This window comes from Spongiibacter thalassae, from assembly GCF_012272835.1.
Classification (GTDB): domain Bacteria; phylum Pseudomonadota; class Gammaproteobacteria; order Pseudomonadales; family Spongiibacteraceae; genus Spongiibacter; species Spongiibacter thalassae.
This window is the reverse complement of sequence record NZ_JAAWWK010000007.1, coordinates 22,522-45,127: the sequence shown is the minus strand read 5'-3', so window position 1 is coordinate 45,127 and position 22,606 is coordinate 22,522. Positions and strand designations below refer to the sequence as shown.

The window sequence follows — 22,606 nt, the reverse complement described above, 5'->3', positions numbered from 1 at the left end:
GTCAGGGGGCTGCGCTGTCATTCAATAGCAGAACAGGCTTAACCACCTTTCCCGACAGGCTGTCGCTGACAGCCTCGTTCACCGCCGCCAGAGGATAGGTTACGACCAGTTTTTCCAGCGGCAGCAGACCCTGCTCGTAGTAGCCAATCAGTCGCGGAATAAACTCGCGGGGAACAGCATCTCCCTCGATCACCCCCCGTACTCGACGGCCTGTTGCCATCAGCATATTGAAATCGAGTTGCAGCTCAGTGTCGGGCTTAGCCACGCCAACACAGGCAAGGGTACCCTGGGCTTTCATGGCGTTGAAAGCCGCTGTGGCGACCGCCGGGACTCCGGTAGTATCCAGTGCATAATCCACGCCCCCCAGCTTAACCAGCTCTTCGGCAAGGGTCGCAGTGTCACCGGTGAGGGCATGGCTTGCGCCAAGTTCACGGGCGAGCGCCAATCGCGACGGTACGAGATCCACAGCAATAATGGGAGAGCAGCCGACAATTTTCGCCGCCATAACCGCCGACAGACCGACAGTGCCGCAACCCAGCACCACAATCGCCTTGTTCGCTTTGGCTTCCATCGACAACATGACCGCCCCTACCCCCGTCTGCACGCCACAGGCCAGCGGCGCGGCCAATTCCGCGGGAAGGTTATCGGGGATTTTGACCATATTCTGGGTCGCGGCAATGGCATGGGTCGCCATCGACGATTGGGCAAAGAAATGCCCGGTAATCGCCCTGCCAGCCCGGGTCATCGGCGAACTGCCGTCGATACGCGAGCCATTCATAATAAAAGCGCCACCATGATCGCAGTAGCCCGGCGCGCGATTTTCACAATTGGAACACTTACCACAGGAGCCAAAGCTGACCAGCACCCGGTCGCCCACGGCGAATTCACTCACCCCCTCACCGAGGGCCTCGATACGCCCCACCCCCTCGTGGCCAAGCACGGCGGGCAGCGGCACCGGCACATGCTGATCCCGCGCCGCAATATCGGTGTGGCAGACACCACAGGCTTCTATTTTGACCAGAACTTCGCCAGCTCTGGGCGGCTCCAGCTCACACTCATCCAGAACAAATTCACTGCCGACTTCGTTTACAACGGCTGCGGTAATCTTCACTGCACCTGTACTCCCACTCACTGATAAAACCGGGGTCTGTCCCTGGGGACAGACCCCGGGGACAGACCCCAAGATCATAGGGGAATCGTTGCGGGGCTAGCAGTGCTCACCGCGCCAGTTGTTCGCTGAAGGCGACAGGCTATAGCGCCTCATTGGCGTCGACGGTCACGAAGATATTCTGCGCCGCCGCTTCCCGCGCCACGCCTTCTCCGCTGCTAGGTGCGATCAATGTAGGTGAGAAAGCCCTCGGAAAAGACTTCGCGGCTGACAATCAACTTCATAATTTCCGAGGTGCCGGCAAAAATACGGGTAATGCGGGCATCGCTATACATTCGGGAGATGGGGTATTCGTCCATATAGCCGGCACCGCCGTGTAGCTGCACGCCTTCGTCTACCATTCGCCCCAGCACTTCACTGGTATAGAGTTTGGCCTTGGCTGCGTCTTCGGCGGTGAGCTTGCCCTGGTTAAAGGCCGCCACGCAGGCATCAACGTGAGACTGAGCCACGTCAATTTCCGTGCGCAATTCCGCCATTTTGAATTGGGTGTTCTGCATGGCCGAAAGGGGCTTGCCGAATACCTTGCGCTCCATGACAAATTCCCGAGTGACCTCAAAGGCCTTTTGCGCCGCTGAAATAAACCCGCAGGCGCCGATCAAACGCTCCTCCGCCAGTCCCTGCATCAGGTAGACAAAGCCCTTGGTGGGGTCCCCCAATACGTTTTCCTTGGGCACCTGCACGTTGTTAAAGAACATTTCGGCGGTGTCCTGGGCCTTCATGCCCATTTTTTTCAGGTTGCGTCCGCGCTCAAAGCCTTCCATACCCCGCTCCACCAGAAACAGGCCCATCGCGTGGGGATTGTTTTCGGGGTCGGTCTTGGCGGCTACAATCACCAGATCGGCATTGATGCCGTTACTGATATAGGTTTTCGCGCCGTTGAGCAGCCAATGGTCGCCCATATCCTTGGCGGTTGCCCGCATACCGGCAAGGTCAGACCCCGCGTCGGGCTCAGTCATCGCCACAGCGAGAATACACTCGCCCGACACGCACTTGGGCAAAAAGCGGTCTTTCTGTTCGTCGTTACCAAAGCGGGTCAGATAGGGGCCCACCAGGCGGCTGTGCAGGGTGTTGGTCCAGTCTCCCGCCAGCACATTGGCGGTTTCCTCGATAATGATTTGCTCAAAGCGGAAGTCCTCATCACCCATGCCGCCGTATTTTTCCTCGGGCCAGACCATGAGAAATCCCTGCTCCCCCGCCTTGGTGTAGGCTTCGCGATCAACAATACCCTGCTCTCTCCAACGCTCGACATTAGGCGCTATTTCCTTTGCCAAAAACTTGCGATAAGCCTCGCGGAACATCAGTTGGTCTTCAGTAAAATTACGTGGAAGCATGTGCTACTCCATGAAACGTGGAAGCCCGGCATTGCCCCGGCCCCGCAGTGATTTGATGGGTCTTTGGTTTAATCCGCGCCGGTCGGTTTATGCCTTTTTGTTGACGGCACTGCCGCTCGGCGCGTTCGGGTTTACATCCTGATGTCGGCACCACACCGAGTATCACCATTCGATGTAGGCATGAGCCAGGCGAAGGCCGACACGGCGACGCATCCCGCGCCGCCGTGTCCGGCTTTACAGGGTTTTCAGGTATTCAATAATGGCGCGGCGCTCCTGCTCATTCAGCACATCACTGAAGGTGTGGCCACCATTGCCCTGGGACCACATCGAGGTGTTGTAGATTTTGCGCGCCTCGATATCCTCCTTGCGAATCACCGGAGGGTTGGTGACATTCCACCCCATCAGCAGACCGCTATAGAGGCCGTCAAGAATTGACTTGAAGGGCCCCTGTTCCAGAGGCGTACAGTCCAGCGCCGGGGCAAAATCGCTTCCGCCACACTCCAGAGCTTCGTAACGCCACCCCATGTTCTGTTGGTCGTAGGCGCGGTTCAGATCGTAATCAAAACCCATCACCACGTTCTCCTGACCGGCAGGTGTTGGCGTAGACACCCGGCGCCAGATTTCAGGGCGCGCTTCCGAGTTCAACAGGGCTTCCATCGACGGAATTGACCCGTTGTGCAGGTAAGGCGCGGTCGCCCAAACACCATACAGCGGCGGTGCAGCATAGCCACGGGGGCGCTCGTTACCCTGGGCATCCTTTTGCAAGCCGGGCATGTTTTGCACACGGCAGTCTTCGACTTTTGCTTCTTCTTCAGGGGGCAAACTGGCGCGCTCATTGGAGCCGGGAGCGGTTTCCGGGTAGCCCACAGAGGCTTGGGACAGACCACTTTCTGTGCCGGGGTTATAGGTTTCCGAACGCACCGGATCGGTACCGATTATGTCCATTGGCACGACATAACTGGCTATCCCTTCCAGGCGAGGATCCGGCAGGTAGTCGGGATCATTTACAAAGCGTGGCGAGTAGGCGCCGTGACAGCTGGCACATGAGCCATTGCCGCGATCGGGGCGAGGCACTGACTGCTGCTTGCTGTCTGCCCACAGGTTTTTGGTATGGAATAACACCGCGCCCTGGCGTGCGAGATCTTTATTAATCGGCAACGGATATTTTGGCGCCTTGCGGGTAATGATGTAGTGGTCACCGTCCTGCACGTGATCGCTGACCCAGCGATCATCCCGCGCACTGTCACTCACCCCCAGAGGCCCGTATTTATCGGTCAGCAGCGGTGAAAACAGGGCGAAGTCTACCCGCACCGCATCGCCGGGGAACATGGCGTCAACAAACTTCACCGGGCGGCGGCCAACATTCCACCAGGCCGGAGTATCTCCCGTACCAGTGCTTCCGTTCTGCATTACATCGAGGAATTCCTGTGGCCCACGCACACCGGTAGCCGCCAGAATATTGGAGAACTGGGCGTTGTTGGTGCCCCTGACCCGGCCAGCAAAGCCGGCGCGATCGATCGCGATACCCGCCGCCGAGCCCATCGCGGAGAAGTCGCGGGACGAAACATTGGCGTCAAGCATGCCGCCACCGGCGCCCACAGCAAAGCTGTCGCCCACCTGGGAACCGTGACAGCCCTGGCAGTTCTGACTGATTTCGCCGCTATAGGTGCCGTCGGGCATACGGGTCTGTAACAGCCCTACCGGAAGCTGGCCACTGCCGCCAAAGCTGGCCGTTAGCTGCGAGGTTTCATCAATGCCATTGGCGGGGTCAACAATAGGATAGGGGTTAGAGGCCACCGGCTGGCCGAAGCCATAGCGCTCGGCCAGCAACACTTCAAAATTGTCGGGGCGGGCTGTCAGCCCCCAGACTGTCCACAGAGCATTGAACTGCGACGCGCGAATCGCGGCGAAGCCGTGGGGGTTATCGCCGGCAAAGGTACTACCAGGGCGAATGACTTCACCCTCGCTGTAGTGCCCCTTATAGATACTCGGCTTGCCGTCGCTGCGCTGATAAGGCTCGTAGCTGCTATAGCGATAGGGATTGCCCTCGGCGTCGGTCGCAGACACCGCTGGGTCACCCATAATGATCGCCCCCCGTGCAACGCTGGCGCGCAAATCGCCACAGGTTTTTGCGTGGGGAAATTCATTCACAATTTCGGGCACAGCGTGGCAGTCCCGCCAAAAGGCGTTAAAGGCCACCGCGCTGTTTTCGCCAACCCCCGCTCGCACCATGTTGCGGGGATCCGCCGGTAAGACAGTGGAATCGGGCCGAGGGGTCGCCTCAGCCACCGATAAATATTCGCCATCGTCGGTAAAGGCGCGAACGCCCTCAGCGTCGACCAGCCCATTGCAGTAGTCATCCCAGAAGTGACCACCCCGAGCACTGCCAAGCAGCGGCAGCAATTCTTCTGCCTCGCCGGTATCGCCGGTGTTGCAGCTTTGCGGGTCATCCCAGCAAGCCAAAATGGCAGCAACCGCCTTGTACGCGGTGGAATCCACCTGCCACGGCGTGCCCCCGGAGTGACCTTCCGCCGCAACGGAGTTCATTGTGAGAATCGGGTTGGTGGCCACGCCCTGGCCCAGTGCCGCCCAGGAGGTCTGCATATTGCTGTAATCGTCGGCAACATGGCTGCCGAGCATAAAATTGCGCCCTTCAGGGGTATCCCCCACGCCACCGGGAATATGACAAGTACGGCAGTAACCCAGTAACGGCTGTACACCGCTACTAAAAGCCGCCGTCACATTCTGTTCAGTCACCGGGCTGCCGCCGCTGTTATTGTCGCCAGGCCCCGCAACCGGGGGCGTGCCCGTCGGGGCACCTGCGGCAGTGCCGCCACCACAGCCCGACAACAACCCCGTCGCGATCAAAACGCCAGCCAATACTGTATTTTTATATAAGGGGACAGATACGAGCATAGTCGCCACCAACTCCATTAAAGGAACATTTGTTCCCATTTTGCGAAAAAGCCTCAACCACCGCAAGTGCATTACTGCGATCGCTGTCACACCCGACTCCGAATCTGGCGCGCCGGGACAAGGCCCGCCACCCCGACGCATCATCCCAACGGCTTTTTCTCGGGCTGGAATGTATCGGGGCCAGCGTTCAGACCGCATGGCGGCTTATAGCCATTATCGAATGCAGGTGTTGCCAATAGCATGGCCAGTACGCCACAGAACGTCTTGATAACGGCTGCCAATGCCTGTTCCACCACGCCATCGACAGCAGCACTTCCACAGCAGGCCAATTCTGCTATTCTTGCGCGATGGAAACTGACGCCCCCTCCCTCACCCTCGCCCCCGACGCAACCGCTCGGCGCCCCCAACAGGAGCGGGGCCACAAGCGCTTTGAAACGGTGCTCAACGAAGCCGAGGCACTGCTATTGGAAAAGGGACTGGAGGGCTTTTCTATTCCCACCCTCGCAGAGCGGCTGGATTTTTCCCGGCGCAGTATCTACAAATTTTTTCCAACGCCTTATGCCGTTCTCAATGAGTTGACCCTGCGTTATCTGGATAAACTCAAAACCACCCTGATCGCCGAAGCAGACACCCTGCTGACCCTGACACACCAAGACACCGTGGCCCGCATCGCCGCCATCGGCGCCGATTTCTACAACGCCCACCCGGTGGCCCGCCTGTTGATTCTTGGCGGCCCGGTAACCGACAACAGCTATCGCGCACAGTCGCTGGTAGTGCAGGCCATCGGCAAGGCCGCTGGCGCTTATATGCAAATGCGCGGCATGAAATTGCCCTCCGCCTCCCCCGACGTCGCCAATCTGACCGTTGAGATATGCCTAACCTGCTATCGAGTGTCATACCTGCATCACGGCAAAATCACCGACGCCTATCGCGATGAAGCGGCCTATGCAATGCAGGCATATTTGTCGAAATACCTTCGCGGCTGAAAAGACTATTCGCTAGCAAGGCTAGCTCCTACAGGCGGGTATGAACCACGCCCCGCCGCGAAGGTGTTGGGCCACCGCTGACTGCCCCGGAAATGGGTACACGAAAGAGCATTCGCCAGCAGGGCTGGCTCCTACAGGTGGGTATGAACCACGCCCTGCGGGAGCGGCGCCCCGCCGCGCAGGTGGAGGGCCACCACTGACAGCCCCGGGAATGGGTATACGAAAGAGAGCATTCGCTAGCAGGGCTGGCTCCTACAGGTGGGTATGAACCACGCCCTGTGGGAGCGGCGCCCCGCCGCGAAGGTGGTGGGCCACCACTGACAGCCCCGGGAATGGGTATACGAAAGAGCGTTCGCCTGCAGGGCTGGCTCCTACAGGTGGATATGAACCGAGTCCTGTGGGAGCGGCGCCCCGCCGCGAAGTTTTTATGTCGTTAGAAGTCCCCGCGCAGGGTCACACCGTAAGTGCGTGGCGACGAAACATAGCCATTGTGGTCGTAGTCATCGCCGATATTCTGCAGGGGCGTATTGAAGTGCTGGGTCACGTACCGCTCATCAGTACAGTTCTGACACCAGATATTCAACGACAAACCGGTCGAGTAGGACGCGACACCAAGGGTGGCTGCGATCTCGACGATCTCATCCCGGCGCTGGTTGTTGGCCGGATTGGTATACTGCTCACCGGAGTAGTATGCCGCGACACGGCCGCGCAGGCTGAGGTTATCGGTGATCGGCTGATCCATGGTCAGCGACAGATTACCCACCCATTCCGGCGCTTGCGCAAAACGGCGGCCAGACAGTGAAGCCGGCGTGCCCAGCGCTTCAGCAGACAAGGCATCAGACTCGCCGAAGTGGGCCTCGGGCAAATAGGTGAGATCCAGTCCAAGAGTCAGCGCCTCGGTGAGCACAAACTGGTTCTCGATTTCGCCACCGTAAACGGTCGCCTCCGGCGAGTTGAGAATACTGAAGGCCAGACCGTCGAAGTTGGCCACCTGAAGGTCGCTCAGCTTGTTGTAGAACAGGGCAATATTGCTACGGGCACGGGAGTCCAGATAGTCCGCCTTGATACCAAGTTCATAGCCCTCAATATACTCAGACTCATACTTCGGATCGTTTGGCTCACAGTCACCACTGCTGGAACAGGAAGGCTCGTCGGGATTATCCCCCACGCTACCCGCCGCCTGGTTATCCAGGTTCACGCCACCGGATTTGTAGCCGAGACTGTAGGACATATACGCCATAATATCGTCGTTAAACTGATAGCGCAGAGCGAACTGCCCGCTGACCGCCGAGTCGGTGTACTCGTCATCGTATTCGGGGCCGGGCTGAGCGCCCAGCAGACGGAAGGGCTCCTGGGGATTAGAGGTAAAGAAGCGGCGGCGCATGCCCCCGGTTTTTTCATCCCGGGAATAACGCACACCGGCGGTGGCACTGAGGGCGTCGGTCAAGTCGATATTCCAGTGCATAAAGGCAGCAAAGGACTGCCCGCCCCCGTACATATTAATATCAGAGACCAACCCCTCCTCGGCGACCGGCAAGGCGCCGACGGGAATACCCTGGCTGCCCAGGAAACTGGTCAAATCCGACGCTGCAAGCATCGCCTCAACTGGCACACCCAGTGCCGCTGGCGCGTATATTTGCAGGTATTCCGTAGCCTGATCGCCCCACACCAGCTGGTGGTCGGCATTGATGGATTCGTCGGCAAAATACAGTCCGATAACATAGTCGGCGTAATGGAAGGGGCCAAAATCGTGGACCTCTCCAGACAGGGTAAACTCCTGAGAGAACACCTCGGTTTCCAGGGACTCATTTATACCGAGGATATTCGCGCCACTGAAGTCGGCGTCCATACCAATCTGTTCAATGCTCCACTCGCGATAGGAGGTGACCGAGCCAAGTATGAGACCAGACTCCAGCACCCAGTCGATATTCATCTGAATACCCTGATCAGCCACCGACTGATCGGTATCGTTACTCAACACCTGCTGGTAATCGTCAAAGTCCTTGGAGGGCAGGGTGTGGCCATTATCAACGGTTAACTGGTCGATATAGTCCTGCATGGGGCCATCGACATCGTCAATCTGGCCGTAGCAGCAATTGGCCTCTTCCCCCGACCAATCGGCGATCACCCTCAGGGTGAGATCGTCGGACAGCTCAGTGAGAAACTGAAACTTCAATGCACGGGGATGGCTGTCGTTGTAGTCACCGCCATTGGCGTTTTCGATAAAGCCTTCTTTGTTACCGTAAAGCCCGGCGAGTCGAATCGCCGAGGAGTCGCTGATAACCTGATTATAGCTAACCCGCACCATTTCCTTGCCGTAGTTCCCCGCGGTAAGCTCAAAGCTGCCCCCTGAGCCATCCAGCGTTGGCGCTTTACTGTTGATAATCAGCGCACCCGCCGAGGTGTTTTTACCAAACAGTGTGCCCTGGGGACCGCGCAGCACCTGGAGGCTTTCGATATCCAGCCAGTTCTGCATCGCCTGCCCGGCGCGGGTGCGATAAACACCATCAAAAAACACCCCTACCGCACCCTCGAAGCTGCGATTGTTACCGACTGTGCCAATGCCGCGAATGAAGATATTCGCGCTATTCGCTGCACTGTTCGTCACGTCAAATTTGATACTGGGAGAGATCGCCTGAATATTGCCAACACTGTCTACCTGTGCATAGGCCATATCTTCTTCAGTGGCAGCGGTGACCGCCACCGGAACATCCTGCATGCTTTCGGAACGCCGCTGGGCCGTCACCACAACCTCCTCCAACTGACGCATACCGGATTCCTGAGCGATACCGACTGGCGCGGCAATTGCCAGCGCAAGAGCCAATGTGCTCTCTCGCCAGCCCGGCGAAGGGGCCTTTACTTGGTGAATCATTGATTGTCTCCCTGGGATTCTGAGCTTGCTGGTAATAGCATTTATTCTGTTTTGTTATGAGATCAGAGGATAGGCTGAAAATGCCAGGGATTGTTCTCTAAAGCCCGCGCACCAGTGCCGCCCCACACTTTTTCCAAAACCTGACAAACCAACTCAGCCGACCGTACTCTGTAAAAGTGCTGGGTGTTACATCGACACCGACTGCATCTGCGAACGATAAAGGCCCGGGGCCTGGCCAAACCAGCGTTTGAAGGCTTTCTGGAAGGCACTTTGATCGCTGAACCCCAGCTCGGCGGATATATCGAGCAGACCCAGCTCATAGTCACAGATCAAATTTCTTGAGCGCTCCTTGCGCGCTTCATCGACGAGGCTTTTGAAGTTGGTATTGGTGTGATTCAGTCGCCGCTGTAGGGTACGCGGCGCCAATCCCAACTCGGCCGCGACGTCCTCCAGTTTGGGCACGCCCTCGCGAAGCTGACGCACAATGCAGTCGAGCACATCGCGAATGACCCGGTCTTCCATCTGTAACTTGGCCAGATCAAAACGCGCGGCCTGTAGCAGTGACGAGTAAATCGCCTCGTGGGGAAAGCGCACCGGTCTATCGAGGAAGTGGCTGTCGAACTCAACGTAGTTGGCATCGCTACCATAGTGCACCGGCGCCTCGATAATGCGCTCGATTTCACTGCAATCTGCCGGCCCGGCGTGAGCAAAATGGATTTCCCGCTTGCTACACCAGCGATCCAGCATCGACTTGTTCACCCGATACCAACTGGCAAAGAAGAATTCGACGACATGGCGCGAGGGCATCTGCCGAAGGGGAATATCCCAGGTTAATACCGCGGTTTCCCCCTCGCGCTCGACAAAGCGTACATCGCCGTGGTCCACCAGCAACCGCGAAAACTCCACCACCGCATTCACCGCACCGCGGGTATCCGGGGCACTCATGCCCAGATAATTTACCATGCCCCAGGCCTGGCGAGACGCCTGGGCTCCCGCGTGGGCACCCAGATAATAGTCGTCGAGCAACAGGCTGCCTGCATCCAGAGTCATCTCGAATAAGCGCAGCGGAAATCGCCCTTGCTCGCTAACATGGTCCTCGGGAGTCAGTCGCATCACCTTGCGCAGGGCCGAAGGGCTCACGCCCTGTCCATAAATGTATTGCAACAGGTTATCAAGGTATTCGCCGCAGACTGTCGGAGTTCTCATGATGGCTTCCTTTATTTATTAGTTTTATCGAATGCCGCGGTGGCTGCTCGCCGCGAGCCGCCCGCATCCGTGATACCGTGGCTGATAGCCTACCAGCAAAATGGTGTCGCCCGGGGAATATCGCTATCATTAGTGACCAAAGACCACTATCATTAGTGTCCGCCACGACCCGAATGTCGATGAGGTCACAATGCAACTGTTCCAGTTAGAGCATATCGGCAAACGCCGACTGGCGATGCTGAGGGAAATACTACAGGCCCGCTACCCGGAAATAGACCGCCAGGCCCTCGCGGTGGAGTGCGAAATTCTCAGCGACTGGTCTGACGGCTACCACCACGACGCCATGTACGCCTTTCTCCGGGCGGCCACCCAACTGCGCCAGAGCGCCATTCCCGACATCACCCTGCAAATTGGCGACCGCGCCCAGCTGACCGACTCGGGCTTGCTCGGTTACGCCGTACTGACCGCCCCCACCATTGAACACGCTGCCAAGCTCACCAGCCACGCCTTGAATTCCTCCCAGTATCTGCTGCGCACCAAACAGTCAATTGGTGGCGACCTGGTCCGCACCGTATTCAGCGTCGTCCACGATGCCCACCCCTACCGGGAAGCCCTGCTGGAAATGAGCGTGCTGGCGGTATGGCGCTGCATTCAGGCGATACTCCCCACCGGGCGCGCCGCAGTGCCCAGCCACGTCACCTTTACCTACCCCGCACCCTCCTGTGCTGATATGTATCGGGAACTGTTCGGCTGTCCGGTGCTGTTCAATCAGGCCCACAATGTACTGGCCTACCCCGATGCCTGGAGCCAGCAGGCGATTCCCAGCGGCAACAGTGAGATGATTCGCATCTGCTCCGCTGAACTGAAACAACTATTGGGTGAAGACTATCGGGGACACGGCATAGCCGCCCGAGTGAAGCGGGCGCTGGTGGAACACCCGAATATCTGTCGCTTCTCACTGACTGGAACAGCCCAACAACTCGGCCTGACAACACGCAGCTTGCGCCGCAGCCTCGCTGAAGCCGACTGCAGCTTTCGGCAGATATGCCTGCAAGTGCGCATGGAAATGGCGACCCAGTACCTCACCGCAACCAATATGCCACTGAAAGCCATCGCCTATCAGCTGGGCTACCAACATTCGAATAACTTCTATCGGGCGTATCAGGCTTACTACGCCAGATCACCCAGTGAGGTGCGAGCGGCTATGAGGCGGCCGGTGGCGGGGTAAAAACGGATGTACTCAGTCTTATCCTATTTTAGTGCTGCCTGAAAAACCGAATTTTTCATACAGGCCGTGAGCGTCATCCGTTGCCAGGAATTGAAATTTTGAACACCAACGCGGGTCATTGACGATAACACCGAACATCCAGGTTCCCAAGCCTAGGGCACGGTGGCCGGGGTGGATTATTAAATCAGCAATATAGGCCACTGAAGCAAAATCGGTGACGACCCTGGCAAAGCCAACCTGAGCGTCACCACAAAAAAGTGAAAAGCACACACTGTTAGCAATGGAGACTCTCATCGTCTCCAGGCTTCTTTCGCTCGCCCAATATGATGACCTTAAAAGCGCTTCGACTACATCAAGCTCTACGTCACCTCGATCATCACTTAACCGATATTTCCCATTTTCGTAGTACATACCTTTCCTTGGAAAAATCTCATTTAGCGGTGCCCATGCAGGCAGTTCTATAGAGTAATCTGATCGGAGCCAAGCATAAACACCAAAGATTGGCGTTAAGTTATACCATACTTATTAATATTCATGCCTGAGTGGTCGCCCCCTTCCTGAACCAAAAAAGCCTCGCGCTGTCGCCAGTGCGGGGCTTTTCTATAGCGGGGCTACCACTGCAAAAGCAGGCTTAGAACTGTACGCGACCGCTTACGCCGATGCTATCGGTGTCCAGGTCGCCCACGAAGCTGCGACTGATGTTGGCAGCAACGGAGATCTGCGGCGCGACATACAGACGCAGCCCTGCGCCCACGATAGCGCCACTGTCGTCGCCAAAGTCAGATTCCTGGTGGGCCAGACCCGCACTGAGGTTACCCTCGAGGTTATTGGTCAACCAGGTGCGGGAGGTCGCGCTGGCGGTCAGGGTGTCGATGTCGTTATCACCCTTGTCGGGGTCGGCGAAGGCGTAGTCCAACGCCAGCACGAGGTCGGAGGTGGGCGACAGGTTCATCGGCGTACCCACACCCAGGCTTACGACATCGTATTCACCGGGTTCGTAGTCGAGAAAGCCCAGTGAGCCGCGAATAAATACGTTGCGATCCAGCGCCAGCGAACCGCCGCCGTAGAACAAGTCACCATCGTTATTACCGGTTTCAACGTCAGCAACCCCTAACTCGGCGTAGGTGTAGCTGAATTCCTTGGCCATTAGCGGCGCACTTAAACTCATTGCCAGAGCCGCTGCCGTCAGGGTCATCGCTGTATTGATTTTCTTCATTTGGCCATCCTCTTTTGTTCACAAAGTGATGACCGATTAGACTGGCGACAACGTCTTGGTTCCTGTTCCACAGGTGGTTTGTGAAAGATTTTACAGTTTCGATTTTCCGCGGAACTCTGTCAGCGGAGGGCTGTCCTGTGGCGTTATTGCTCCAGCAAAAACGTAACGGGGCCATCGTTCAGCAGACTGATTTGCATATCGGCACCGAATTCACCGGTGGCCACCGGGCTGTGGTGGGCGTTTAGCATCGCCACCCCGCGCTGGTATAGCGCCTCGGCAACGGCGGGTTCCGCCGCGGTGGAAAAGCCGGGACGGCGACCCTTTCGGGTATCTGCGGCGAGGGTGAATTGGGAGACCAGCAACACACCACCGGCAATATCCCGCACAGAAAGATTCATTCGCCCCGCCTCGTCGGCAAATACCCGGTAGTTAAGCACCCGCTCCAGCAAGCGCTCCAGTCCGGCTTCGTTATCGCCCTGCTCTACGCCGAGAAAGACCAACAAACCCTGTTCAATTTCGCCGACACAGCGGCCTTCAACCTCTACCCGAGCATGGCGAACCCGTTGCAGCAGTGCTTTCATAGTTTTACCTGAAACTCGAAAAGGCGCTATTGTCCCCTAAGCGCCCTCGCCAGAAAACTGCCCTTCGAGTACATTGGCAATTTCCTCTGTCGCCTTGACCAAGGCGTCGGTGATACCCGGCTCAAATGCGGAGTGGCCGGCGTCACGCACGATCAACAGCTCCGACACCGGCCAGCGCTCGTGCAGTGCCTGGGCATTGTCCAGCGGGCAGATCATATCGTAACGGCCGTGCACAATAATGCCGGGAATATCTTCAATAGTGGCCATATTATCGAGAACGCTGTAGTTCTTGAGGAAATCGTCGTCGCGAAAGAAGTGATTTTCAATATGGGACATGGCGATCGCCCCGTGGGTGCTGATCATGTCAGCCTCGATATCGTGATTGGGGCGCAGTGTCGAGCAGCGCGCCTCCCACAAACACCAGGCCTTTGCCGCCGACATTTTTGCCAGTTCGTTATTGCCGTGGAGCTGTCGATGATAGGCCTCGATCCAGCTTTCGTCGCCACGACGACAGGCGTGCTCGTCGAACTCCCGCCAGTAATCGGGAAAGATACGACTGGCGCCACCCTCGCTGTAAAACCAGTCGAGGTCCCGTTGCCGGCACAAAAATACTCCGCGCAAAATTATCGCCAACACCTGACGGGGGTGATGCTGGGCATAAATCAGACTCAGAGTTGCCCCCCAAGAACCACCAAACAGCATCCATTGCGGAATATTCAGGTAGGCGCGAATGGCCTCGATATCAGCCACCAGCGCCTCGGTGTTATTGCCCTCCAGGCAGGCATGGGGTGTAGAGCGACCACAGCCGCGCTGGTCGAACAGGATGATGCGGTAGCGCTCGGGATCGAAAAAACAACGGGAGCGGGGAGCGCAGCCGCCACCGGGACCGCCGTGCAGAAACAGCACCGGAATTCCCTCGGGATTACCCGCTTCTTCGATATACAGCTCATGGGGAGCCTGCACCGAAAGACGGTGGGTCTGGTAGGGCTTGATATCGGGGTAAAGGGTTAACATAGACAGCGCCATCCTAATGCTGAAGGAACAACCTTCTATTAGTGTAGCGCAGTCGATGACGGGCTGCCGTCATCGACTGAAGACGCCCGATTGCCGGGCGCCGCTTGTAGCTTTTACTTGGACGCGCGCTTGCGCTCGTTCTCGGTAAGCAATTTCTTGCGCAGACGAATGCTCTTGGGCGTCACTTCCACCAGCTCATCATCTTCGATGAATTCCAGTGCCTGTTCCAGCGTGTGGCGAACCGGAGGTGTGAGCGTCAGTGCTTCGTCGGTGCCGGAGGCGCGAACGTTGGTAAGCTGCTTGCCCTTGGTGGCGTTCACCACCAGGTCGTTACCACGGCTGTGCAGACCTATGATCTGACCTTCGTAGATTTCCTCGGCGTGCCCTAGGAACAGGCGACCGCGATCCTGCAGGTTGAACAGGCCATAGCTCAGGGTCTTGCCCTTGACCATAGACACCATTACGCCGTTCTGGCGCTTGGCCATCTGGCCGCCCTTCACTTCACCGTAGTGATCGAAGACGGTGGTCATAATACCGCTGCCGGAGGTCATGGTCAGGAACTGGCCACGGAAACCGATCAGGCCACGTGCCGGCGCCATGAATTCCAGTTTGACGCGACCTTTGCCGTCGGGCTCCATATTGGTCAGCTCGGCCTTGCGCAGGCCCATTTCTTCCATGATTGAGCCCTGGTGCTGCTCTTCAACGTCAATAACAACCTGCTCGTATGGCTCCATCACCACGCCGTCGATTTCTTTCTGCACGACTTCCGGGCGGGACACACCCAGCTCAAAGCCTTCGCGACGCATGGTTTCAATCAATACCGACAGGTGCAGCTCGCCGCGACCAGACACCTTGAACTTATCGGGGGTATCGCCCGGCTCAACCCGCAGTGCCACGTTGTGAATCAGCTCCTGCTCGAGACGGTCCTTGATATTACGGGTGGTGATGTACTTTCCTTCCAGACCGGCGAAGGGTGAGTCGTTTACCTGGAAGGTCATGCTTACAGTGGGCTCATCTACGGTCAACGGCGGCAGTGCCTCCGGTGTAGTGGGTGAGCACAGGGTGTCGGAAATGTTCAGCCCTTCAATACCGGTGATACAGACGATATCACCCGCCTGGGCCTTCTCGACTTCAACTCGCTCCAGACCGTGGTAACCCATTACGGTCAGTACGCGACCTTTACGCTGCTTGCCATCGGCACCGACGACAACGACTTGCTCGTTGGGTCTCATGGTGCCGCGGGTAATACGACCAACACCGATAACACCGACATAGCTGTTGTAGTCCAGGGCTGACACCTGCATCTGCAGAGGGCCATCGACATCGACTGCCGGTACCGGCACGCGATCAACAATCATCTGGAACAGCGGGGTCATATCGTCGGCCAGCTGATCCGCTTCAGGCCCGGCAACGCCGTTCAATGCAGAAGCGTAAATGATGGGGAAGTCCAATTGCTCATCGGTAGCACCGAGGCGGTCGAACAGGTCAAACACCTGGTCGATAACCCAGTCAGGACGCGAGCCGGGACGATCGACCTTGTTAACCACCAAAATGGGCTTGAGACCGCGCTCAAAGGCCTTGGAGGTCACGAAGCGGGTCTGCGGCATGGGGCCGTCAACCGCATCCACCAGCAGCAGCACGCTGTCTACCATCGACAGTACCCGTTCGACTTCGCCACCGAAGTCGGCGTGTCCCGGGGTGTCTACGATATTGATCCGGTAGTCGTTCCAGCGAATGGCTGTGTTTTTGGCCAGGATGGTGATACCGCGCTCTTTCTCCTGATCGTTGGAGTCCATGATGCGCTCCGCATCCTGGTTGCGGCGGTCGAGTGTGCCCGACTGGCTTAACAGTTTATCAACCAGGGTCGTTTTGCCGTGGTCAACGTGGGCAATGATCGCGATATTGCGCAAATTATCAATCATGGGAAAGGTCGTCGTCGGAGAAATTTGGGCGCGCAGTATACACCAGCGGCCGTCGCAATAGCAGCAATACCCGGGAAGTGGGACTTTTTCCCGTGGTTTATTCCCCGCCGCAGGCCGCCGCCGACTTGGGCACCTGCAGCTTTCCCGCTACAATCAAGGCCATACACCGCTCCCCGACTTGGATAAAGCTATGACGAATGGCCCCGGCGCGCCCGCCGGCACGATGTGGAAATCGCGCTGGACCTTTATTTTTGCCGCAACTGGCTCCGCAGTAGGCCTTGGCAACATTTGGAAGTTCCCCTATATCACCGGTGAATATGGCGGCGGCGCCTTCGTTATTGCTTATCTGGCCTGCATTCTGCTGATTGGCATTCCGGTCATGATCGCCGAGGTCATGAGTGGCCGTGCCGGTCGCAGCGACCCCGCCACCGCCATGCGCAATCTGGCCACCGAGGCAGGCGCCACCCCGTGGTGGGGCATTATCGGCGGCATGGGCATGATCGCCGGCCTGATGATCATGATGTTTTACAGCGTTGTCGCCGGCTGGGCACTGGACTACGTGGCCCAAAGTCTCACTGGCAATTATCACAAGGCCAGCGCTGGCGACATCGAGGCCAATTTTGCCAACTTGCTGGACAGCAGGCCGGGGCAGCTTGGCTGGCACACGGTGTTCACCCTGCTTACTGCCGGAGTCGTCGCAGCGGGAGTCACCAAGGGCATCGGCAAGGCGGTGGATATTCTTATGCCGATGCTGTTCGCCTTTCTCTTGTTGCTGGTGGGCTACAGCGCGGTCTATGGCGACTTCGCCGCCGGCCTGCACTTTATGTTCGACACCGACTTCAGCCGCCTGAATGGCGAGGCCATACTGGTGGCAATGGGCCACGCCTTCTTCACCCTGAGCCTGGGCATGGGCGCCATCATGGCCTATGGCGCGTATTTCCCCGGCAATGCCTCGATCGGCAAAACCGTTATCACCATCGCCGCGCTGGATACCATTATTGCACTGCTGGCGGGCATGGCCATGTTCCCATTGGTGTTTGCCAACGACCTGACGCCCGGCCAAGGGCCAGGGCTGATGTTCGTCACCCTGCCCATCGCCTTTTCCAATATGAGCGGCGGCCTGTTCTTCGGCACCCTGTTTTTTACCCTAGTGTCGATCGCCGCCCTCAGCTCGTCCATCTCATTGATTGAACCGGGTGTAGCCTGGCTGGAAAAACGCGGCATCAAGCGGGTCGTGTCGACGCTGGGACTGGCCTTTGTCGCCTGGCTGGGGGGCGTCGCAAGCATTGTCGACGGAGATGTTTTCAACGCTCTGGACTACATTACCGCCAACATCCTGTTACCGCTGGGCGGGCTGTTTATCGCCATCTTTGTTGGCTGGGTACTGCCAGACAAGCGGGTACTGACCGAAAGCGGCATGGCCGGGGGCCAGCTTTACCGAATGTGGCGAGTAGTGCTGCGTTATGTTGCGCCACTGGGTATTATCGCGGTGTTCCTCAACAGCCTCGGCCTGCTCGAACTATAGCCCCTTGTCCTAACCTGGAGATTCACCCCCTTGCGCAACTCGGCTTTACGACTGTTTATTCTCAGCGGCCTGATACTGTTCGGCAGCCTGTACTACTACAGCGGCGAAGTGGAAGATCACTACGCTGACAATGCCCGGAAATTTCTGAATGGCGCACTCTCGCGCATCTCCGACTGGCAGCCTGCCAGCCTGAAAGGCGAGCTCGCACGGGAGACATTACTGCATGTCAGCGACGCCCAATTACATTCGCTGACCGAAGAGTACCGCTACCTGGGCAGCTACCAAAGCATGGAAGAACTGCGCTTTTCCCGACTCAGCGGCGCCCTGTCACTGTTTGCCGACGCGCCGCGCCTGAGCTACAGCGCGCTGATTCATTTCAGCGGCGGCGATGCCATTATGACCGCCACCCTGACCGTCGAAGACGAGCGCTTCAAGATTTATAACCTGAACTTCGGCAAGCCCTGAGCGCCCTCCACCGGCCCACCCCGGCTTCAGCCGGGGCGATAGACTTTCACATTGGCGAAACCCTGCTCAACCAGATGCGCCGCGTGCAAGCGGCTCATCACCCCCTTGTCGCAATACAGCTGGTAATTTACCCCCTGATCCAACTCCGCAAATCGGCGGTGCAATTCATAGAAGGGCATTTCCCGTACCTCGTTGCGATCCAGCTGCAGCGGCTTGCGCTCGATTTCATCGGGGTGGCGCACATCCAGAATCACCGCTTCGGCAAGGGGAATGGGCAATACCTCAACATCAACCACGGTCTGTTCTTCATCGGCCAGGGCATCAATATTGGTGTAACGGGCACTGGCGATGGCCCGCTCCAGCACCGCAAAATCAAAGTTGCCTTCCTGTTCGGCGATTTTTTCCGGCTTCGCGCGAGTGGTCGGCTTAACCGATATCACCCCGCAGTATTCCGGCATATTGGCAGCGAACTCCTCCGTGCCAATACGTGCAGCGGTGTTGATAATATCCAGCTTGTCCGCGGTAATCAGCGGGCGCAACACCAGAGTGTCGGTCACCTGGTCGATCACCGACAGATTAATCAAAGTCTGACTGCTGACCTGGGCGACGGCTTCGCCGGTGACCAGCGCCGGGGATTCGAGGTTTGCCGCCACCTCTGACGCCGCGCGCAACATCATGCGCTTGAGGATCACCCCCATCTGGGAGTTTTCAACATTCTTGAGGATTTCCGCCACCACGTTCTCAAAGGGCACGGTGATAAATTTCACCCGGTGGGAAGCGCCATATTTCAGCCACAGGTACAGGGCCACCTCCTTCACACCCACCTCGTGTTCACGCCCGCCAAGGTTGAAAAAGCAAAAATGGGTGCGCATCCCCCGCTTCATCACCATGTAACTGGACACCGTAGAGTCGAAGCCGCCGGAGATCAGACTAACCACAGAATCGACCGTGCCAATCGGAAAGCCTCCCAAACCCTCGTGGCGGCGCTTCAGCAGCGAGAACTGCCCGTGACGCACCTCCAGACGCACCGTCACATCGGGGTTTTTCAATTTCACTCCGCCGGTTTCGCTGAACTGGTTCAGACCACCACCTACATAGCGCTCCACTTCCCCGGAGTTGAAATCGTGCTGCCCGGTGCGCTTGCAGCGCACGGCGAAACTTTTGCCGCGCAGGCTGTCACCGAGGGCATCGCGGGTTTTTTCGTAGATATCGTGCACATCGACCAACGGATATTCCGCCACCTCCGCCACATTGGCGATCCCGGGGGTGTTGCACAACACGGTTAATATTCCGCGGTGCGCTGCCTCGTCAGTCAGCGCAGTCTCCACCGTAATACGATCCCATTCGCGAATAATGTTGATATCGGGGTCGATCGGCAGCAGGAGTTTGCGCAGATTATCCCGCAACTGCTTAATAAACTTTTTGCGAACCGGCTTGCTTTTAATGATGATTTCGGGGAAAAGCTTAACGAGAAATTTCATGGTGATACCGCATTAGGTGCTGACGCGTAAGTATAACGGCTCAAGCCGCGCTATTCAGCCACCCTTTGCCGCACCATACTGAGGCACGACCGCACCATTAAAGTGCGCACCACTGATGGGCGCGGGTGTTTTTTGTGCATTTTGGTTGTTTTTCAACCTCTCCAAGCACCCAAACGGCACTTATTAGTGGCACAGTTATTGCCTTATCAACCTCCGCAACTGTGGTGCGCCCATTAGCGGCCCACCAACGAATCTGATGTTTATAAGTGTTCAAGGCAGATGGCGCTTTGCGTCTCACTGCAATATACCTATAATCGTTTCACCCTTCGGCCCCGCCGAAATCGACTACAAGACTCTATAATTGGAGGATGTTAAGAATGTCAGAGAACACTCTGAAGTTAATCGCCGACAACGACGTGAAGTGGGCCGACCTGCGCTTCACCGACACAAAAGGTAAAGAGCAGCACGTCACCATGCCGGTGGGCGAGATCGACGCTGGCTTCTTTGAAGACGGCAAAATGTTCGACGGCTCATCCATTGCTGGCTGGAAAGGCATTAACGAATCAGACATGGTTCTCATGCCAGATGATTCTGCCTCCGTTCTGGACCCATTCACCGACGAGCCCACAATCATCATCCGCTGCGGCATCGTTGAGCCTTCAACCATGCAAGGCTACAACCGCGACCCACGCTCTATTGCCCAGCGCGCTGAAGACTACATGCGCTCAACCGGCATTGCCGACGGCGCCCTGTTCGGACCCGAGCCCGAGTTCTTCGTATTTGACGACGTGAAGTGGAAAGTCGCAATGGAAGGCGCGAGCTACGCGATTTCTTCTGACGAAGCCGCCTGGGTTTCCGGCAACAACTTCGAAGAAGGCAACATTGGTCACCGCCCCGGCGTTAAAGGCGGCTACTTCCCCGTTCCTCCGGTCGACAGCCTGCACGACCTGCGTGCCGCCATGTGTAACGCCATGACCGACATGGGCCTGGAAGTTGAAGTACACCACCACGAAGTGGGTACTGCCGGCCAGTGTGAAATCGGTGTTGGCCCCAACTCTGCTGTTGCCAAAGCTGACGAAGTACAGATCCTCAAGTACTGCGTACACAACGTTGCTCACGCCTACGGCAAAACCGCAACCTTCATGCCCAAACCCATCGTTGGCGACAACGGCAGCGGCATGCACGTACACATGTCTCTGAGCAAAGACGGCCAGAACCTGTTCACCGGTGACGTTTACGGCGGCCTGTCTGAAACTGCCCTGTACTACATCGGCGGTATCATCAAGCACGCTCGCGCCATCAACGCCTTCACCAACGCCTCTACCAACTCGTACAAGCGTCTGGTTCCCGGCTTTGAAGCTCCCGTAATGCTGGCTTACTCAGCGCGTAACCGCTCTGCGTCAATCCGTATTCCGTTCATCTCCAACCCGAAGGCACGTCGCGTAGAAGTTCGCTTCCCCGACCCTTCTGCCAACCCATACCTGGCTTTCGCAGCCCTGCTGATGGCTGGCCTGGACGGCATTCAGAACAAGATCCACCCCGGCGATGCTGCTGACAAGGATCTGTACGACCTGCCCGCAGAAGAAGCGGCCAACATCCCGACTGTAGCGTCAAGCCTCGAGCAGGCCCTGCAGGCCCTGGATGCAGACCGTGCCTTCCTGACCGCTGGCGGCGTATTCGACGACGACATGATCGACGGCTATATCGCCCTGAAATCACAGGAAATCGAGCGCCTGAACATGACAACTCACCCTGTTGAGTTCGACATGTACTACAGCGTGTAAGGCCCAGGCCTTATCGAAAAGCCCGCTTCGGCGGGCTTTTTTTTGCCTGCCACAAGCGGGGACAGACCCCGACAATGAAAATAACCTTCTGCCTCTTGCCCCAGGGCTCCTCCCGTCGCAACATGGAGGACACACACAAGGGCTCAACATGTTAAGACTGACGATTTTACTCTGCCTGACTCTGGCGACCGGCGCCGCCACCAGCGAGATTTACAAAGGCAAGGACAAACGCGGCAACACCATTTACAGCGACAGCCCCTTTCCCGGCAGCGAAACCATCGACCTGCCCGAGGTAAACGCCACCCCCGCCATCGCTCCACGGGAGCGACAAACCTTCTCAGACACCCCTGAACCGGCGATGATGGACAATCGAATTACCGTCACCTTTCCACGGGACGGCCAGGTCTTCCCCAATGGCCGCATTCCCATCACCGTCACCGCCAGCACCGAAAGCCCGCTGATATCGGGCCAGATCGTCGTATTTTCCATTGACGGCAAAGTCGTCCAGCGCGGCGGCCAAACCAGCCTCAGAATACCGCTGATGCAGCGCGGCCCCCACCAGATCAACGCCAGCCTGTATACCAGCAACGACAGACTGATCAGCTCACATACCGTCAACATCGTAGTTCACTGGCCAAATAACCGCTGAACCCCGGCCTTCGGACGACAATCAAACGCCTGTGCCACCATAAGTCACAGGCCGCACCACCCGGCAGCCATATGCGCCACTTTGGTGCATTAGCGCGTATAATGAAATCTGTCTCGACCCGATATGTGGCACGGCGCCATTCTTTAGCTCGCACCACAATGGGACTACGGCTACGAATCCAGTAATTTCAACCCACTAGCACTGGCTCCCCACAAGCAAATGGACTGGCCTGGAAATTGCTTCCAAGCAAGCTATAACGACG

17 protein-coding genes are annotated in these 22,606 nt (G+C 57.5%); 6 read left to right on the top strand and 11 right to left on the bottom strand.

All coding sequences use genetic code 11. The features are described 5' to 3' along the window. Position 1: 1 nt before the first annotated feature. The 3 genes from HCU74_RS17655 to HCU74_RS17645 all read right to left on the bottom strand — a co-directional run bounded on the left by HCU74_RS17655 (position 2) and on the right by HCU74_RS17645 (position 5,415). On the bottom strand, positions 2-1,111 hold the full coding sequence (locus HCU74_RS17655) for an alcohol dehydrogenase catalytic domain-containing protein (RefSeq protein ID WP_168451760.1): 1,110 nt from the start codon (positions 1,109-1,111) through the stop codon (positions 2-4). A 215-nt stretch (positions 1,112-1,326) separates the two neighbouring features. Continuing rightward, positions 1,327-2,499, bottom strand: coding sequence for an acyl-CoA dehydrogenase family protein (locus HCU74_RS17650; RefSeq protein ID WP_168451759.1), 1,173 nt, complete (start codon positions 2,497-2,499; stop codon positions 1,327-1,329). 234 nt (positions 2,500-2,733) lie between these two features. Next, the gene (locus tag HCU74_RS17645; RefSeq protein ID WP_168451758.1) at positions 2,734-5,415 is read right to left on the bottom strand and encodes a c-type cytochrome; all 2,682 of its coding nucleotides are present in this window, start codon (positions 5,413-5,415) and stop codon (positions 2,734-2,736) included. 347 nt (positions 5,416-5,762) lie between these two features. Between HCU74_RS17645 and HCU74_RS17640 the strand changes: the two genes are divergently transcribed. Continuing rightward, positions 5,763-6,401 (top strand): TetR/AcrR family transcriptional regulator, encoded by a 639-nt coding sequence (locus tag HCU74_RS17640; protein ID WP_168451757.1) that lies wholly within the window; start codon positions 5,763-5,765, stop codon positions 6,399-6,401. Positions 6,402-6,834: 433 nt separating this feature from the next. Here the strand turns inward: HCU74_RS17640 and HCU74_RS17635 are convergent, their stop codons facing one another. Continuing rightward, positions 6,835-9,273 carry a TonB-dependent receptor gene (locus tag HCU74_RS17635; RefSeq protein WP_168451756.1) on the bottom strand — a complete coding sequence of 813 codons (2,439 nt, stop codon included), beginning with the start codon at positions 9,271-9,273 and terminating at the stop codon, positions 6,835-6,837. Positions 9,274-9,459: 186 nt separating this feature from the next. Then, complete coding sequence (locus HCU74_RS17630) at positions 9,460-10,479, bottom strand: AraC family transcriptional regulator (protein ID WP_168451755.1); 1,020 nt, start codon at positions 10,477-10,479, stop codon at positions 9,460-9,462. Positions 10,480-10,669: 190 nt separating this feature from the next. On the opposite strand from HCU74_RS17630, the gene HCU74_RS17625 reads away from it, so the two are divergent. After that, positions 10,670-11,707, top strand: coding sequence for an AraC family transcriptional regulator (locus HCU74_RS17625; RefSeq protein ID WP_168451754.1), 1,038 nt, complete (start codon positions 10,670-10,672; stop codon positions 11,705-11,707). A gap of 18 nt (positions 11,708-11,725) precedes the next feature. Here HCU74_RS17625 and HCU74_RS17620 read toward each other — a convergent pair whose 3' ends face one another. From HCU74_RS17620 to typA, 5 genes are all read right to left on the bottom strand, one after another. Further along, positions 11,726-12,118, bottom strand: a complete 393-nt coding sequence (locus tag HCU74_RS17620; RefSeq protein ID WP_168451753.1) for a GNAT family N-acetyltransferase — start codon at positions 12,116-12,118, stop codon at positions 11,726-11,728. 220 nt (positions 12,119-12,338) lie between these two features. After that, positions 12,339-12,923, bottom strand: a complete 585-nt coding sequence (locus tag HCU74_RS17615) for an outer membrane beta-barrel protein (RefSeq protein WP_168451752.1) — start codon at positions 12,921-12,923, stop codon at positions 12,339-12,341. Positions 12,924-13,066: 143 nt separating this feature from the next. Beyond that, positions 13,067-13,504 (bottom strand): D-aminoacyl-tRNA deacylase, encoded by a 438-nt coding sequence (dtd, locus tag HCU74_RS17610; protein ID WP_168451751.1) that lies wholly within the window; start codon positions 13,502-13,504, stop codon positions 13,067-13,069. Positions 13,505-13,540: 36 nt separating this feature from the next. Next, positions 13,541-14,518, bottom strand: coding sequence for a prolyl aminopeptidase (gene pip, locus HCU74_RS17605; protein ID WP_168451750.1), 978 nt, complete (start codon positions 14,516-14,518; stop codon positions 13,541-13,543). 113 nt (positions 14,519-14,631) lie between these two features. Next, complete coding sequence (gene typA, locus HCU74_RS17600) at positions 14,632-16,440, bottom strand: translational GTPase TypA (RefSeq protein WP_168451749.1); 1,809 nt, start codon at positions 16,438-16,440, stop codon at positions 14,632-14,634. A 190-nt stretch (positions 16,441-16,630) separates the two neighbouring features. Here typA and HCU74_RS17595 point away from each other — a divergent pair, with 190 nt between their 5' ends. Both HCU74_RS17595 and HCU74_RS17590 read left to right on the top strand, forming a co-directional pair. Further along, positions 16,631-17,965, top strand: a complete 1,335-nt coding sequence (locus tag HCU74_RS17595; protein WP_246864701.1) for a sodium-dependent transporter — start codon at positions 16,631-16,633, stop codon at positions 17,963-17,965. A 30-nt stretch (positions 17,966-17,995) separates the two neighbouring features. Then, the gene (locus tag HCU74_RS17590; RefSeq protein ID WP_168451748.1) at positions 17,996-18,430 is read left to right on the top strand and encodes a hypothetical protein; all 435 of its coding nucleotides are present in this window, start codon (positions 17,996-17,998) and stop codon (positions 18,428-18,430) included. 26 nt (positions 18,431-18,456) lie between these two features. On the opposite strand, the gene thiI is transcribed toward HCU74_RS17590, so the two are convergent. Next, complete coding sequence (thiI, locus tag HCU74_RS17585) at positions 18,457-19,911, bottom strand: tRNA uracil 4-sulfurtransferase ThiI (protein ID WP_168451747.1); 1,455 nt, start codon at positions 19,909-19,911, stop codon at positions 18,457-18,459. A 377-nt stretch (positions 19,912-20,288) separates the two neighbouring features. On the opposite strand from thiI, the gene glnA reads away from it, so the two are divergent. Next, complete coding sequence (gene glnA, locus HCU74_RS17580) at positions 20,289-21,695, top strand: glutamate--ammonia ligase (protein WP_168451746.1); 1,407 nt, start codon at positions 20,289-20,291, stop codon at positions 21,693-21,695. Positions 21,696-21,843: 148 nt separating this feature from the next. Then, entirely contained in the window at positions 21,844-22,344 is a 501-nt protein-coding gene (locus HCU74_RS17575; protein ID WP_168451745.1) for a DUF4124 domain-containing protein, read from the top strand. The last annotated feature ends 262 nt before the right edge of the window (positions 22,345-22,606 follow it).